Genomic DNA, 14,042 nt, shown 5'->3' with positions numbered 1-14,042 from the left:
TTAAGTGCCTGAAGGATGACTCCTCGTGATCGCTTGCCGCCCCCATTCTCCGCAGGGTTGATCCGTATTTCGAATTGCAGCGGCAGGTCTTCTGACTCGTTACCGTTCCGGCGCCTTCCCGTCCGTTGGGACAGTGGCCAAAGAGTGCCGGAACGCATGGCGTAACTCACAGCAGCGGGAACTGTTGCCGGTTTTCACGGCATTCCCTTTTAATCCCATGCGCCCTTCCGGGGCGCCGATGGAACCGTTGCGGGGCAAAAGTACGCTTTTTTCCGCAGATAGCCATAACGTTTCGGCTAAAAAGGCTATCTTTGTACTAAATATGCTGACGATGGAACTTAACGTGCGCCGGGTGACCGAAGTTACCGATTCTCTGACAGAAGCGTTTGCGCGGCTGATGCCGCAGCTTTCGCCGCGGCTTGCCGCTCCTTCGGCGGAGCGGTTGCAGACGGTGGCGGGAAGTTCGTCGGCTGCGCTTTTCACGGCCGAGGCCGGTGGAACTGTCGTCGGGGTCCTGACCCTGGTGTGGTATGACGTACCTTCGGGGCGCAAGGCGTGGATCGAGGACGTGGTGGTCGACGCCGCGGTCCGGGGAGTGGGCGCAGGCGAAGCGCTCGTGCGCGCGGCGCTGGGGCATGCGGCTGCCGTCGGGGCCGGAAAAGTGATGCTTACCTCCAATCCTGCCCGCAGGGCGGCGCACGGATTGTATGGAAAACTCGGATTCAAAGAGGCGGAAACTACGCTTTTCGCCTGTAAAATAGATGTGGAATGAAAAAATTCGTGAAGATCGCGGCCATCGTGGTGGCCGTTATTCTGGCAATCGCCCTGATCGCGCCGATCGCGCTGAAGGGTAAGATCGCCGACATCGTGAAACGCGAGGCCAATGCGATGCTCGCGGCAAAGCTGGATTTCGAGAAACTCGATATCAGCCTTTTGCGCCACTTCCCCAACGCTTCGCTGGAGCTGAAGGGGCTGACGCTGGTTGGCGTCGACCGTTTCGAGGGCGACACGATCGTCGCCGCACGGCGTATCTCGGTGGTCGTCAACCTGATGTCGCTTTTCGGCGACAGCGGATTCGAGGTGACCAAAGTCATCCTCGCATCGCCGGCGGTGCATGCGCACAAACTTGCCGACGGAGCCGTTAACTGGGACGTGATGAAACCATCGGACGAACCCGGGGCGGAAGAACCGGCGGAGGATGCCGGACCTTCGTCGTTCCGGCTTTCGGTCCGCGATTTCCGCATTTCCGATGCTGCGATCCGTTACGAGGACGATTCGACGAATATGCGTTTTTCGACGACGCCTCTTTCGCTGCGCCTGCAGGGCAACATGTCGGCCGACCGTACCGACCTCGACCTGCGGTTGACAGCCGCAGGCCTGCGCTTCGTGTCGGGCGGCATTCCGCTGCTGAGCGACGCCGAGGCGGAACTTGTCGCCGTGATCGATGCCGACCTGAAAAACAACCGCTTTACCTTCTCGCACAATACGCTGCGCCTGAACGCCGTCTCGGTCGGCCTCGATGGCTGGGTCGAGATGCGTGACGATGCGCTGGCCCTCGACCTCAAGGCCGGTTGCGACAAGGTGCAGTTCAAGGATGTACTGTCGCTGATTCCGGCTTTCTACACCCGTGAATTCAAAAATCTCGCGGCGGGCGGTGAGTTGTCGATGGGGCTTTGGGCCAAGGGCGAAATGCGCGGTACGGCGCTTCCGGCCTTCGAATTGAAAACCGAGGTCCGCAACGGCAGCTTCCAATACTCGTCGCTGCCCAAGGCCGTGACCGGTATCAACATCGCCGCCAAGGTTTCGAACCCCGGGGGCGTGATGGACAAAACTGTTATCGACCTCTCGAAGTTCGGCCTTCAAATGGCCGGGAACTCCCTTGCGGCGACTTTCTACGCCACCAACCTCATCAGCGACCCCGTTTTTCGTGTTTCGGCCGACGGGCGCGTCGACCTGGGGGCCGTCAAGGAGGTTTACCCGCTGGAAAAGGGCGTCGAACTGGGCGGCCTGTTCACCGTGGACCTGAAACTTTCGGGCCGCATGTCCGACATCGAGAAAAACCGGTATGAGCAACTCGGTGCACAGGGGACTTTCGTCGTCGAAGGCCTGGGTCTGACGCTTCCCGACCTGCCGGCGGTCCATATCCGCCGTGCTGCGGCCACCATTACCCCGGCCGCGATGACGCTCGGCGAATTCGGCGTGACGATCGGCAAGAGCGATCTTGCAGCTAACGGCCAACTGGCCAACTACATCGGTTACCTGCTGCGCGGCGACATGCTTTCGGGCCGACTCTATGTGAAGTCGGAACTGCTCGATGTGAACGAAATTATGGACGCGCTCCCCGCTGCGGAGGAGGACACTGCTGTCGAGGAGGCTCCGGCCGAGCCGATGCAGGCAGTCGTGGTCCCGCGCAACCTGAACCTTTCGCTCAACACCGACCTGCGTAAAGTCCTGTTCGGGCAGATGACGATCCATGAAATAACGGGTGAAATGCGCATCGCCGACGGTGCGCTGTCGCTCGAACGGCTCCGGTTGGGTGTCTTCGGCGGCAAAGCCACTGCTTCGGGCAGCTATTCGACGGCTGCCGATCCCGCGCATCCGGCCCTGAAACTCAATGCCGATATTTCGGGCGCTTCGTTCCAGAAGACCTTCGAGGAGTTGGAGATGGTGCAGAAACTCGTGCCGATTTTTGCCAAGACGGGCGGCGATTATTCGCTGGCGTTGGACCTGCGTACGTCGCTCGACGCCGAAATGTCTCCCGACCTGCATTCGCTCAACGCTACGGGCGAGATCAAGTCGGCCAACATCCATATCCAGAACATCGAAGCGTTCGATGCCCTGGCTAAGGCGCTGGGCAACGACGACCTGCGGAAAATCGAGGCTAAGGATGTAGCGATCCGCTTTGCAATCAAGGACGGACGCATCACCACGCAGCCCTTCGACCTGAAGATGGGCGGCGTCAATATCAACCTCGCGGGTTCGACGGGCCTCGACCAGACTATCGACTATAAGGCCAAGGTGGCTATTCCGGGCGGGAAGGCGCTCCAGTCGGTCGGTGTGAACATAGGAGGCACGTTCTCTTCGCCGAAGATCACCCTCGGGGTGAAGGAGGCTGCCGAGGAGGCGGTGAAGAACGTCGTCAACGAGCAGATCCAGAAACTTACGGGCAGCGAGTCGCTTTCCGAGGAGGTCGCCAAACAGATCGAGAACCTCCGCGCGGAGGCAAAGCGGGGCGGTGCGAAACTCGTCGAAGCGGCACAGGCGCAGCGCACGAAACTCATCGAGGGTGCATCCTCGAAGGGGGCTTTGGCTAAGATTGCCGCCGAGAAGGCCGGGGATAAACTGGTGCAGGAGGCTGAGAAGCAGGCTGCCAACCTCGAAGCCGAGACCGAGCGGCAGATCGAAAAACTCACGGCGAAAAAGGAATAACCGGGATGTTTGTAATATTCGCCGTCATCATCGGAGGCATTGTGACGGGGCGCCTGCTTATCGGTTGGCGCCTCGCCTTTGTACAGCGCCTCATCACCTTCATTATCTGGGCGCTGTTGTTCCTGCTGGGTGTCGAGGTCGGCTCCGATCCCGCGGTCGTCGGCGGACTGGCGACGCTGGGGGCGGCGGCCTTTGCGATCTTTGTTTTGTCCGTTGCGGGGAGCATCTTTGCGGCGTGGCTGCTGTGGCGGCGCCTTCGGGGCCGCGCCGTGCCTGCGGACGAAAGCGGGGTTGCGTCGGAAGAACCGGTTTCCACCTGGGCGGCCCTGAAAGGCAGCCTGGTGATCGTGGCTTTCTTTGTGGCGGGATGCGCTGCAGGCCTTTTGACGCCGCTCGACGTGGCCGGGTCGCGGGTCAGCACTTATGTGTTGTATGCCCTGATGTTCTGCGTCGGCATGACACTGGGCAACGACCGCACGTTAGCCGGGCGTGTCCGGCGCCTCGATCCGCGGCTGGCGCTGCTGCCGGTCGCTACGGCGGTCGGCACACTGGCCGGAGCCGCCGTAGCTGCGCCGCTGCTCGGCGGATGGTCGCTGACCGACTCGCTGGCCGTAGGGGCGGGATTCGGTTACTATTCGCTGTCGAGCATCTTCATTGCCGATTTCCGGGGGCCGGAACTGGCTACGATCGCCCTGCTGTGCAATGTCATGCGCGAAATATTCACCCTGCTGGCTGCGCCGCTCGTGGCGCGCTGGTGCGGTCCCCTCGCTGCGGTGTCGATCGGCGGCGCGACGACTTTCGATACGACGCTGCCGATCATCACGCAGTCTGCCGGACGGCCTTATGCCGTGGTTTCGATTTTCCACGGCTGTGTGCTCGATTTCAGCGTCCCGTTTCTGGTGACGTTCTTCTGTTCGCTGTAATGCGTGTCCGGAAATCCCCGCTGAGGCGGGGATTCAGGGGCAGGGCGAATTTGTAAACACGGCGGAACGCCGTGGATTGCGCGGACTTATCGTTTTATATAGCTTTGCAATGCCTCGACATACTCGGCGAAGGCGTCCCGCCCGGCGTCGGTAATGCGGCATATCGTGCAGGGTATCTTGCCCCGGAAAGTCTTTTCCATTTCGATGTAACCCGCCTTCGAAAGCTTGTCCAACTGCACCGAAAGGTTGCCCGCCGTAGCTCCGGTCTGCTGCCGGATGAAGACGAAGTCGGCGCTTTCGACCCCGATGAGGATCGAAACGACGGCCAGCCTCAGCTCGGAGTGCAGCAGTGGATTCAGTTCTTTGAACATTGTGTTATCGGGCAGGGTGGTTCGACTTGTAGTTGAGGATGTGGCCCGGGATGATCATCATCACCGTGAAGCCGGCGATGAAAAGGAGCGGCTGCCACATGTTGGGCGCGATCATCGAGAAGGGTGCGATGACGATTGCCGCAATACCGCCCGCGGTGACCGGCGTGAAACGGATAATCAGTCCCGTTATGGCCGTTCCCATGCCCATCATCAGCAGGATGATGAACAGGATGGGGAGCCGCATCGGCGAGAAAAGCGAGAGCATGCTGACAAACCAGGCCGTGAGACCCATTACCAGCCAGACGTTTCCGATCACGCGGTCGACGAACGTCCGTACTTCGCCTTCGGGCTTTTTTCCGCGCGTAAGCCACATCAGCAACCATCCTAACAGGGGCAGCAGCATCCAGAGGTAGTTCCAGTGTGCATCCCGGAAGTAGGCGACCGCACCCCAGACGACGAGCGTCGTCAGGACGGTGGCGTAACCCCATGCCAGCAGTGGACGGCCCGAGTTGCGGACCATGCGGCTGCGGGTGTTTTCGATCATGCGGCCGATCAGCGCAAGGCTTTCGGCGGCTTCCAATTTACGCTCTTCCATCTTATTGTTCGTTTTCCGGCGTCTTTGCGGCGTCGTGTTTGACCTGTCGTTTGAGTGCGTATCCCGAGCCTGCAAGTCCGATGAGGACTGCCACGGCGAACTGGATGAGGTTGCCCTCGGAGTCGGTGTTGATCCACGATTCGCGGATGATGCCGAAACTCACCGGCAGCAGCAGGCACGAAGCGTAATACATGTATTTGTTGTGAATCACGGTTCCCGAGATGAAAAGTCCTGCGCTGATCAGCAGCAGAGCGGGGAACAGCGGGTCGACGGGCCATTCGGTTTCCAAGCATATCACGAAGGTCGAAAAGGCGATGAGGCCTCCCACGCAACCCCAGATTTGTTCCAGCAGCCGGTCGGTGTAGCTTTTGACCTGTGCGGCGTGGCAACGGTTGTACCACCACGTGAAAATACCTCCGGCGGCCAGCGCCGGCAGCCATAGCCATTGCCAGGCGCGGCAGCCGGTGAAGGTCAGCAGGAAGAAAATCCCGACGGCGGTCGCCGCGATGAGGTATCCCCATACGAGGAACAGGTTGCTGCTCCCCGGCGAGAGGCGGCGGCGTGTGTCGCGGATCATCTGCCGGATGAGTTCGATGCTTTGGTCGGCTTTGAGGTTTTTGTCGTCCATGAGGTGTTATTTGGGGGTTAAAGTTACGAATTTATTTCGATTGTCCGTCCGTTTTGGCGAGGCGGCGCATGGGGCTATTCGTTTTCAGGTGCGGGGTAGTAGAGGCGCAGTTTTGCGGCGTTCGTGTCGGCCGGGAGTTTGCATTTCCTGGCGGCGTAGCCCTCCTGCGGGCCGCGACTGCCCGTCTTCATCTTGAAGTCGCCGTCTTCGTCGTGGAAGAGCGAGACTTCGACCGTGTCGGCTTCGAGGCCCGTGAGAGTCACGACGACCGAACCTTTTTTAGCGTCGGCTTTGCCGTAAACGGGCTGTTCCTGTCCGGCAGCGGCGGCCATTACGAGAATCTGTCCTTTGTCGCTGCGGACATCTTCGACCGTGATTTCGAGCGTCTTTGCCGTTGCGGCGGCACTGCCCAGGGCAAGGGCGGCGAGCATTGCGAGTAACGTTTTCATGGCGTGTGTTTTTTAGTAGTTGCGGTAATTGCGTTCGTCGTCGCAGTCGAACAGGTAATAGACCAGCGACAGCACGATGTTCAGCCCCCATCCGGCGATGACCCACAGCACCCACCAGTAGTGGGGCGAGGTTTGCCAGTTGACGAAGGCAAGGAAGGCGCAGATGACGGTGTAGGTGGTCAGGCGGCGGCAGAACCAGCGCGCGAAAAGGCGGCGTTTGTCGGTGTGTGCAGAGTTGATTTCCATGGTTTTTTCCGGTTGTGAGCCAAGGCTCGGTTTGTAAATCTGTTGCAAATATAAAGTAGTTTATAAAATAAACCAAATTTCAAGCCGGAAATTTTTCAAAAAAGTGAATACATATGTTTATAAGCGAAACGTGCCCGTATGGATACGCAAAACCGGACCCTTTCGAAGAGTCCGGCTTTGCGGCGGGACGGCCTTTGCGGCCTGATCCCGGAATGTAGGGGCCTGTTTACTTGTTCTCGGCGGTCAATACGAGATCCATCCATTCGGGATGGCGGCGGATATAGGCCGCGACGAACGGGCATTGCGGGACGACCTTGATTTCTTTTGTGCGGATGTCTTCCAGTACGGCCTGCACCAGTTCCTTGCCGATACCCTGGCCTTCGTACTGCTCGGGAACTTCGGTGTGCGTCAGCACGATCAGCCCGCGGCCCAATACGTATTCGATAAGGGCCATGTCGTCTCCCAGGTCGAGTTCATAGCGCTTTTCAGCGGCGTTGTCTACTAAAGAGTGTTTCTTTTCCATATGCATATCGTTTTAATTAGGTTGGAATGCTTCAAATTCAGTTCCGATGTCGTATTTTTGTCTTCCGTTATGAATCGCATTGCCGAAATACTGCTCGACTGGTATGCCCGCGAAGGCCGTGACCTGCCGTGGCGCCGTACGCACGATCCTTACCGTATTTGGCTCTCGGAGGTGATCCTTCAGCAGACCCGCGTGGCGCAGGGATTGGAGTACTACCTCCGTTTCACGGAGCGTTTTCCCGATGTCGCATCGCTGGCAGCCGCTCCCGAGGACGAGGTGCTGAAACTTTGGCAGGGACTGGGTTATTACAGCCGTGCCCGTAACCTCCGTGCCGCTGCCCGGCAGGTCGTCGAACGCTTCGGCGGGGTGTTCCCCGTGTCGCCGGACGACGTGCGTTCGCTGCGCGGCGTGGGCGATTATACCGCTGCGGCCATCTGTTCGGCGGCCTACGACGCTCCGTGCGCCGTCGTGGACGGCAACGTCTACCGGGTGCTCTCCCGGCTCTTCGACCTCGATGAGCCGATCGACACCACGGCCGGAAAGCGGGCTTTCGCCAGCCTGGCCCAGTCGCAACTGGACACTGCGCAGCCGGGCCGTTACAACCAGGCGATCATGGACTTCGGAGCTATCCAATGCACCCCGGCTTCGCCCCGCTGCGAGGTGTGTCCGCTTGCGGAACAGTGCCTTGCCCTGGCCGCCGGAACCGTTGCCGACCGCCCTGTGAAGCAGGGCAAAACCCGGGTTCGCGACCGTTGGTTCAACTACCTGCACATCTCTTCGGGCGACAAAGTTCTGCTGCACCGCCGCGAAGGGCGCGACATCTGGCAGGGGCTTTACGAATTTCCGCTGATCGAGACCGGCGTTTCCGTCGACCTGGCCGGACTCCTGGACCTGCCGCAGTTCCGCGAGTTGTTGGGCGACGCTCCGTGGCGGTTGGTGCGCAGCGTTCCGATGCCGAAACACCAGCTTTCCCACCAGACGCTCCATGCGGTCTTCCACCGCATCGAAACGCCCCTGTTTACCCCTTTCGCCGCCGCCATGGCCGTCCCGGCCTCCGCATTGGGCGATTATGCCGTACCTCGGCTCGTCGACCGCTACCTGATCAAATATCCGATGTAGGCGATGTAAATCGCCAGGAAGATCGCTCCCTCCCAGCGGTCGATGGCCCTGCGTTTGAACGTGAAGGCCGCAAAGAACAACAACACCGAACTCAATACCACCATCAGCAGGTCCCAGACCGTGATTCCGCCCATCGAGAGCGGATGGATCGTCGCGCTCACGCCCAGGATCAGCAGGATGTTGGCGATGTTCGATCCGATGACGTTGCCCAGCGCCATGTCGGCCTTGCCCTTGAACAGCGACACGAGCGACGAGGCCAGTTCGGGCAGCGACGTGCCGCCGGCCACCAGCGTGATGGCGATCACCGATTCGCTGATTCCGAGGCTTCGGGCAATCGACGTAGCGCTGCGGAGGAACATCTCACCGCCGAAAACCAGTCCTGCGAGGCCTCCGACGATCATCGCCGCCATGAGCCATCCGGCCATTCCCGGCTTCGCCTCTTCTGCCGGCGGTGTTTCGGGGCGTTTCGTCGAGCGGATCGTATACCACATCAGCGCCATGTAGAGCAGGAGCATCGCCACGCCGTCGATGCGGCCGATGCGGTCCGCTGCCCCCGTGCGGAAAAACGAATCCGAGGCCAGCGCCAGCAGCAACAGCGACGTAATCACCCCGAACGGGATGTCGCGGCGGATGTTGCCTGCCGTGAGCGGCAGGGGGCGGATCAGGGCGCAGACGCCCAGGATCACGAAGACGTTGAAGATGTTCGATCCCACGACGTTGCCGATTGCCACGTCGCTCTTGCCCGCGATGGCTGACAGGACCGATACGACCAGTTCGGGCGTCGAGGTCCCGACGGCGACCACCGTGAGTCCGATGATGAACTCCGGGACGCGGAACCGCTGGGCCAGTGCCGCGGAACCGTCCGTCAGAAAATTCGCTCCCGCGAGAATCAGCCCCAGGCCGACGATGAGTAAAAAAATATCCAAGAACGTAATTTTTAATTTTTCATTTTTAATTCTTAATTGTCTGATTATGCCAGCATAATCAGACTTACGGCCATCAGCGCCATTCCGGCCACTACGCCGTAGATGGAGATGTGCGCTTCGCCGTATTCACGGGCTGCGGGCAGCAGTTCGTCGATCGAGATGAAGACCATGATGCCCGCCACCCCGGCCAGGATGCAGCCCATCAGCGTCGGCGACATGAAGGGCGTCAGCACCAGCCATGCCAGCACGGCCCCGACCGGCTCGGCGAGGCCCGAGAGCAGCGACAGCCGGAAAGCCTTCTTGCGGTCGCCCGTGGCGTAGTAAATCGGGATCGAGACGGCGATGCCTTCCGGGATGTTGTGGATGGCGATGGCCACGGCGATCGCGACGCCCAGGGTCATGTTGTCCACCGCTGCCGTGAAGGTGGCGATGCCTTCCGGGAAGTTGTGGATGCCGATGGCCAGCGCCGTCATCACGCCCATGCGCATCAGTTTCGGGTTGCGGGGCTGATGGTCCATCTCCTCGACGCGGTGGGCTTCGTGGGGGTTCTCGAACGAGGGAACCAGCCGGTCGATAATGCCGATCAGCAGGATGCCTGCGAAGAAACTCGCCACGGTGACGATCGTGCCCGTATGTCCGCCCCATTCGGCCGAGAGGGTCGTATTCGCCTGCTGGAACAGCTCCACGAACGAGACGTAAATCATCACGCCGCCCGACAAGCCCAGCGAAAACGACAGCAGCCGCTTGTTGGTGCGTTTGGCGAAGAAGGCGATAGCGCTGCCGATGCCCGTTGCGAGGCCCGCGCCGAGCGTCAGCAGCAGGGGAATAAGTATGTTGTGTTCTTCCATGCGGATCGTTTCGGTTTGTTTCGCAAAAACAGTACAAACAGCCGGACATGTCCGGGTTTGCTTCAGGCAAAGATAGCAAAGGATACGAAAAACCGGGCCTCGAAAGACCCGGTTTTTTCTGATAGAGCTATTGTTATAACTTATTGGACTTTATTGAATGCCCTCTTCCGGCGTTTGCCGGGGCATTTCGTTCCGCCGTCGGGCTATTTATGCGCCTCGCGGATCAGTTCGCCCAATACCTCGATGCTGTCGGCCGTGATGTGGGGCTGCGGTTCGGCCTGGTCGGCCACGTCGAGCGTCGTCTCGCCCGAGAGCACCAGCACGCCCATCGCCCCGGCATTGTGGGCCATCTGGACATCGGTGTAGATGCGGTCGCCGACCATGGCGATTTCGTAGGGTTGCAACCCGTGGCGGGCGAGGATGCCCGAGAGCATATTCGGGTCGGGCTTACCCAGCGTAATGTCCGGGCGGCGTCCCGTGGCGTGTTCGAGGCACGCGCAGATCGAGCCACAGTCGACCAGCACCGTCGGCAGGTCGGTGGGGCATACCCGGTCGGGGTTGGTGGCAATGTAGGGCACGCCCTGCTTGATCCACCACGCTGCGCGGCACAGCCGTTCGTAGCAGAGTGTCATGTCGAACGCCGCCACGATCACGTCGGGTACGTCGTCGGCCGAATCGGCGCACGATTCGAAGCCCGCAGCCTCGAACTCCGAGATCATCGACGGCGTGCCGAGCAGGAACAGCCGCTTGGCTGCGGGATAATGGGTCTTGATGTAATCGATGGTGGCCAGCGCCGTGGTGTACATCTCGTCGCGCGAGGCCTTGATACCCAGCGTTTCGAGCTTGTGGAGGTAGTCGGCGATGCATTTCGAAGGGTTGTTCGTCAGGAACGAATAGCCGATTCCCTGCTCCTTGAGCCCGTGCAGGAAAGCCTGCGTGTAGGGAAACAGCGACATCCCCATGTAGATCGTGCCGTCCATATCGAGCGCCACGTGGCGGATGCGGCGCAGGCGTTCCGTCAGTTCGTCGTGCTCCCAGACGGAGCGGTATTTGTGAAAGGGCTTGTTTTCCATGTCGTTATCTGGTTTTTTTGTCGATGTGGTGTTGCTTGATCACAGCGCCCGCGGTGTCGACCACCTTCAAGTCGATGCCTTTCGGGCCGGCCGACACGCGGAGACAGTCGTTGTTCGAATTGACGAGGATCGGGAAGTCCACTCCGCGGCTGTCGTCGTCGATCCAGAAGTAACGGTGGTAGTGGCCGCAGAGCATCAGGTCGATGCCTTTGCCGACGAGCTCCGGCACGAAGAGTTTGCGGATCTGCTGTTCGCCGTACCAACTGTCTTCCTTGCCCGGGATCATGTGGATCAGCACGATGCGTACCGGAGCCGCCCGGAATTCATCGCTCGCCACGACGCCCTTGAGCCATTCGGCCTGCTGCTGGCGGTAAGCGTCCCAGTCGCCCAGTCCGTAGTATCGGAGGTCGTTGTCGGGTTTGTCCTCGCAGCCGTCGAGTACGATGAAAAAGGCCGGTCCGCGCCGGAACGTGTAGTAGGTCTCTCCGGTCGGCGTGGGGAAGTAGTCGAGCCAGTGACCGGCATAGGAGCCGCGGTGTTCGTGGTTTCCGTGCGTCACGACGAGCGGAATGCCCGCAGGGGTGAGAATCTTCGATGCCGACGAAAGACAGGCGTCCCAGAGCGTCTGTTCGTTTTCGGTCTGGCTGGCCAGGTCGCCGTTCAGGCAGACGAAATCCGGCTGCGCCTTGGGAGCGTCCTTGATCAGGAGCTGGAAAACGGAATCGCGCGAGTGGATGTCGTTGACCATCCAGAAATCGACGCGCTGCTGCGCCGGATCAAGCGTCTTGATGGTGTATGGCTTCTGTCTGTATACTTCGCTGCCGTCCCCGTCGTCCAAAATGGTCCTCTTGTTGCCTTCATCTACGAAGATTCCCCGCTGCATGATGCGGTAGCGATAGGTCGTGCCGGGCTGAAGGCCGCTCACACGCACCTGGTGCATACGTCCCACGACGTGGCGTCCGAGGTGTGAATTGTAATATTTCGGTCGGTCTGTCGAGTAGAAGTGCGAGCCGTCCATCGGGGCTACTTCGACCCATCCCATGGCGTCGGCCTTCGAATTCCAGACGACCGTGAAACCGTCTTCGGTGACGTTTAATACATAAGGTCCGTTGGCGATGCGTGCCGTAGGCGGCATGGCGGGCTGGGCGAAGGAGGCGGCTGTCAGCAGGAACGCGCCCAGCAGTAGGGTAAGTCGTTTCATGGTGAAAGTTTTATCGATTGGAGCTCCAAAGGTATGTTTTTATTTTCTTTTATCCAATTTTTCGTTTTGATAATTCAAATGGAAATCAAATAGTATGTAAAAAGAAAAATTTTGTGTTGTTCATGGTTGGTAAAAGGAAAATAATGTCTATATTTGCCTTTACTTTGGGGAAACTGAAATCACCCTGCGGGGTTTCGTTTGTGAAAACATTAAAACAAAACAGATAGTAATATGAATAAGGTAGAAAGTGCCCTTCAGCGCACGACCGACACTAAGGCACTGGTAATCGGTGTCGGCACTCTTCCGCGTACGTCGGAGATGTTCAACGAGTTGTTCCCCGGCTGCCGCGCCGTTGTGGTCGCCGATACCAATACGTGGCGTGTCGCCGGCAGCGAGGTGCACCGCATCCTCGCCGATGCGGGTATCGCGCAGGACGAACCGCATGTTTTCACCGATCCGAAACTTTACGCCGAATGGTCGTTCGTCGAGGAGCTGGACGGTGTGCTGGCAAAGACCCGCGCCATTCCCGTGGCTGTCGGTTCGGGCGTGATCAACGACCTGACGAAGCTCTGTTCCCACCACAACGGCCGCCGGTATATGGTGGTCGGCACGGCCGCTTCGATGGACGGCTACACGGCCTATGGCGCTTCGATTACGAAAGACGGCAACAAACAGACGTTCGACTGCCCGGCTCCGCTGGGCATGGTTCTCGACCCCTCGATCTCGGCCGCTGCGCCCGCCAAAATGTCCGCTTCGGGCTATGCCGACCTGATCGCCAAGATTCCTGCCGGGGCCGACTGGATGCTCTCCGACGCGGTAGGTTCCGAGGCGATGGACGACTTCGCTTTCGGGCTGGTACAGGATGGACTGAAAGAGGCCCTGAGCGATCCCGCAGGCGTGCATGCCGGCAATGTGGAAAAGGTCGAACAGTTGGCCGAAGGGCTGCTGCTGAGCGGTTTCGCCATGCAGGCGACGCAGTCGAGCCGCCCGGCTTCGGGGGCAGAACACCAGTTCAGCCACCTCTGGGACATGGAACACCTGCGTTTCAACGGCGCTTCGGTGTCTCACGGTTTCAAGGTCGGCATCGGTACGCTTGCCTCGACGGCGTTTCTCGAAATGCTGCTCGACGCTCCTGTGGAACAACTGGACATCGAGAAGTGCGTCGCCGCATGGAAATCGTGGGACGAGACCGAAAAGGATATCCGCGCCATCTTCGACAACGATCCTGAGTTCGTGGCCCGCGGCCTGAAGGAGACGCGCGACAAATATGTGGATGAGGAGGGTTTGCGCGACCAACTCACGCGATTGAAGCAGGCTTGGCCCGCACTGCGCGAACGCATTCGCCGTCAGATTATCCCCTTCGACGAGGTGCGCCGCCGCCTGGAACTGGTCGGCGCTCCCTACGAACCCGAGCACATCGGCGTTTCACGCGCCCGGTTCCGCGGAGCATTCGAGAAAATTCCCTACATGCGCAGCCGCTATACGGTCATCGACACGGCTTTCCGCTGCGGATGGATGGAGGAGTGGCTCGACCGTCTGTTCGGCAAAGGCGGTATCTGGGCGGTCGAAAGCCCCGGGCAAGGTCACGAAGAGCCGGCCCTTGCGGCTTCCCGCAAGTAGTCCGGTCCGTAAACTTTGGGTAGTAAATCGGAAAAAACGCAGAAATAATTTAGATTATCGCACCGAAAGTTGTATATTTGGCTTCTGAAAC

General features: G+C 59.7%; 15 protein-coding genes and 1 riboswitch. Of the genes, 5 read left to right on the top strand and 10 right to left on the bottom strand.

The annotated features are described in order from the left end of the window. Positions 1–63: 63 nt before the first annotated feature. Positions 64–264: riboswitch (cobalamin riboswitch) on the bottom strand. Between the two features lie 67 nt (positions 265–331). The 3 genes from I2E69_RS02830 to I2E69_RS02820 are packed head-to-tail and all read left to right on the top strand — an operon-like array spanning position 332 to position 4,352. Then, the gene (locus tag I2E69_RS02830) at positions 332–772 is read left to right on the top strand and encodes a GNAT family N-acetyltransferase (RefSeq protein WP_195458628.1); all 441 of its coding nucleotides are present in this window, start codon (positions 332–334) and stop codon (positions 770–772) included. Next, positions 769–3,429 (top strand): AsmA-like C-terminal region-containing protein, encoded by a 2,661-nt coding sequence (locus I2E69_RS02825; RefSeq protein WP_195458627.1) that lies wholly within the window; start codon positions 769–771, stop codon positions 3,427–3,429. Before I2E69_RS02830 ends, I2E69_RS02825 begins: the two co-directional genes overlap by 4 nt. Before the next feature lie 5 nt (positions 3,430–3,434). After that, positions 3,435–4,352, top strand: a complete 918-nt coding sequence (locus tag I2E69_RS02820) for a lysine exporter LysO family protein (protein ID WP_195458626.1) — start codon at positions 3,435–3,437, stop codon at positions 4,350–4,352. 86 nt (positions 4,353–4,438) lie between these two features. Here I2E69_RS02820 and I2E69_RS02815 read toward each other — a convergent pair whose 3' ends face one another. From I2E69_RS02815 to I2E69_RS02790, 6 genes are all read right to left on the bottom strand, one after another. Beyond that, positions 4,439–4,723: a winged helix-turn-helix domain-containing protein gene (locus I2E69_RS02815; RefSeq protein ID WP_195458625.1), complete on the bottom strand. Its 285-nt coding sequence runs from the start codon at positions 4,721–4,723 to the stop codon at positions 4,439–4,441. Positions 4,724–4,727: 4 nt separating this feature from the next. Next, positions 4,728–5,318 carry a hypothetical protein gene (locus I2E69_RS02810; protein WP_195458624.1) on the bottom strand — a complete coding sequence of 197 codons (591 nt, stop codon included), beginning with the start codon at positions 5,316–5,318 and terminating at the stop codon, positions 4,728–4,730. A 1-nt stretch (position 5,319) separates the two neighbouring features. Next, positions 5,320–5,946, bottom strand: a complete 627-nt coding sequence (locus I2E69_RS02805) for a hypothetical protein (protein ID WP_195458623.1) — start codon at positions 5,944–5,946, stop codon at positions 5,320–5,322. 74 nt (positions 5,947–6,020) lie between these two features. Further along, on the bottom strand, positions 6,021–6,395 hold the full coding sequence (locus tag I2E69_RS02800; RefSeq protein WP_195458622.1) for a DUF2141 domain-containing protein: 375 nt from the start codon (positions 6,393–6,395) through the stop codon (positions 6,021–6,023). A 12-nt stretch (positions 6,396–6,407) separates the two neighbouring features. After that, positions 6,408–6,641, bottom strand: a complete 234-nt coding sequence (locus I2E69_RS02795) for a 2TM domain-containing protein (protein WP_195458621.1) — start codon at positions 6,639–6,641, stop codon at positions 6,408–6,410. 226 nt (positions 6,642–6,867) lie between these two features. After that, entirely contained in the window at positions 6,868–7,164 is a 297-nt protein-coding gene (locus I2E69_RS02790; protein WP_195458620.1) for a GNAT family N-acetyltransferase, read from the bottom strand. Between the two features lie 69 nt (positions 7,165–7,233). Here I2E69_RS02790 and mutY point away from each other — a divergent pair, with 69 nt between their 5' ends. Continuing rightward, positions 7,234–8,283, top strand: a complete 1,050-nt coding sequence (gene mutY / locus I2E69_RS02785) for an A/G-specific adenine glycosylase (RefSeq protein ID WP_195458619.1) — start codon at positions 7,234–7,236, stop codon at positions 8,281–8,283. Here mutY and I2E69_RS02780 read toward each other — a convergent pair. From I2E69_RS02780 to I2E69_RS02765, 4 genes are all read right to left on the bottom strand, one after another. Further along, on the bottom strand, positions 8,259–9,209 hold the full coding sequence (locus I2E69_RS02780; RefSeq protein ID WP_195458618.1) for a calcium/sodium antiporter: 951 nt from the start codon (positions 9,207–9,209) through the stop codon (positions 8,259–8,261). The genes mutY and I2E69_RS02780 overlap by 25 nt on opposite strands. A 44-nt stretch (positions 9,210–9,253) precedes the next feature. Further along, positions 9,254–10,057 (bottom strand): zinc transporter ZupT, encoded by an 804-nt coding sequence (zupT, locus tag I2E69_RS02775; protein WP_195458617.1) that lies wholly within the window; start codon positions 10,055–10,057, stop codon positions 9,254–9,256. A 203-nt stretch (positions 10,058–10,260) separates the two neighbouring features. Beyond that, entirely contained in the window at positions 10,261–11,130 is an 870-nt protein-coding gene (locus I2E69_RS02770) for an HAD-IIA family hydrolase (RefSeq protein WP_195458616.1), read from the bottom strand. Between the two features lie 4 nt (positions 11,131–11,134). Next, positions 11,135–12,331, bottom strand: a complete 1,197-nt coding sequence (locus I2E69_RS02765) for a purple acid phosphatase family protein (RefSeq protein ID WP_195458615.1) — start codon at positions 12,329–12,331, stop codon at positions 11,135–11,137. Positions 12,332–12,562: 231 nt separating this feature from the next. On the opposite strand from I2E69_RS02765, the gene I2E69_RS02760 reads away from it, so the two are divergent. Further along, positions 12,563–13,951 carry a sn-glycerol-1-phosphate dehydrogenase gene (locus I2E69_RS02760; RefSeq protein ID WP_195458614.1) on the top strand — a complete coding sequence of 463 codons (1,389 nt, stop codon included), beginning with the start codon at positions 12,563–12,565 and terminating at the stop codon, positions 13,949–13,951. Positions 13,952–14,042: the final 91 nt, after the last annotated feature.

The organism is Alistipes sp. D31t1_170403_E11 (assembly GCF_015553985.1).
Lineage (GTDB): Bacteria > Bacteroidota > Bacteroidia > Bacteroidales > Rikenellaceae > Alistipes > Alistipes montrealensis.
This window is presented reverse-complemented; position numbering and strand designations above follow the sequence as displayed.

What these genes read in the sequence shown, in the direction of transcription:
- zupT (WP_195458617.1), bottom strand. Translation starts at nt 10,057, where the DNA reads ATGGAAGAACACAACATACTTATTCCCCTGCTGCTGACGCTCGGCGCG.
- I2E69_RS02830 (WP_195458628.1), top strand. Translation starts at nt 332, where the DNA reads ATGGAACTTAACGTGCGCCGGGTGACCGAAGTTACCGATTCTCTGACA.
- I2E69_RS02825 (WP_195458627.1), top strand. Translation starts at nt 769, where the DNA reads ATGAAAAAATTCGTGAAGATCGCGGCCATCGTGGTGGCCGTTATTCTG.
- I2E69_RS02795 (WP_195458621.1), bottom strand. Translation starts at nt 6,641, where the DNA reads ATGGAAATCAACTCTGCACACACCGACAAACGCCGCCTTTTCGCGCGC.
- I2E69_RS02800 (WP_195458622.1), bottom strand. Translation starts at nt 6,395, where the DNA reads ATGAAAACGTTACTCGCAATGCTCGCCGCCCTTGCCCTGGGCAGTGCC.
- I2E69_RS02770 (WP_195458616.1), bottom strand. Translation starts at nt 11,130, where the DNA reads ATGGAAAACAAGCCCTTTCACAAATACCGCTCCGTCTGGGAGCACGAC.
- I2E69_RS02805 (WP_195458623.1), bottom strand. Translation starts at nt 5,946, where the DNA reads ATGGACGACAAAAACCTCAAAGCCGACCAAAGCATCGAACTCATCCGG.
- I2E69_RS02820 (WP_195458626.1), top strand. Translation starts at nt 3,435, where the DNA reads ATGTTTGTAATATTCGCCGTCATCATCGGAGGCATTGTGACGGGGCGC.
- I2E69_RS02810 (WP_195458624.1), bottom strand. Translation starts at nt 5,318, where the DNA reads ATGGAAGAGCGTAAATTGGAAGCCGCCGAAAGCCTTGCGCTGATCGGC.
- mutY (WP_195458619.1), top strand. Translation starts at nt 7,234, where the DNA reads ATGAATCGCATTGCCGAAATACTGCTCGACTGGTATGCCCGCGAAGGC.
- I2E69_RS02815 (WP_195458625.1), bottom strand. Translation starts at nt 4,723, where the DNA reads ATGTTCAAAGAACTGAATCCACTGCTGCACTCCGAGCTGAGGCTGGCC.
- I2E69_RS02760 (WP_195458614.1), top strand. Translation starts at nt 12,563, where the DNA reads ATGAATAAGGTAGAAAGTGCCCTTCAGCGCACGACCGACACTAAGGCA.
- I2E69_RS02765 (WP_195458615.1), bottom strand. Translation starts at nt 12,331, where the DNA reads ATGAAACGACTTACCCTACTGCTGGGCGCGTTCCTGCTGACAGCCGCC.
- I2E69_RS02790 (WP_195458620.1), bottom strand. Translation starts at nt 7,164, where the DNA reads ATGGAAAAGAAACACTCTTTAGTAGACAACGCCGCTGAAAAGCGCTAT.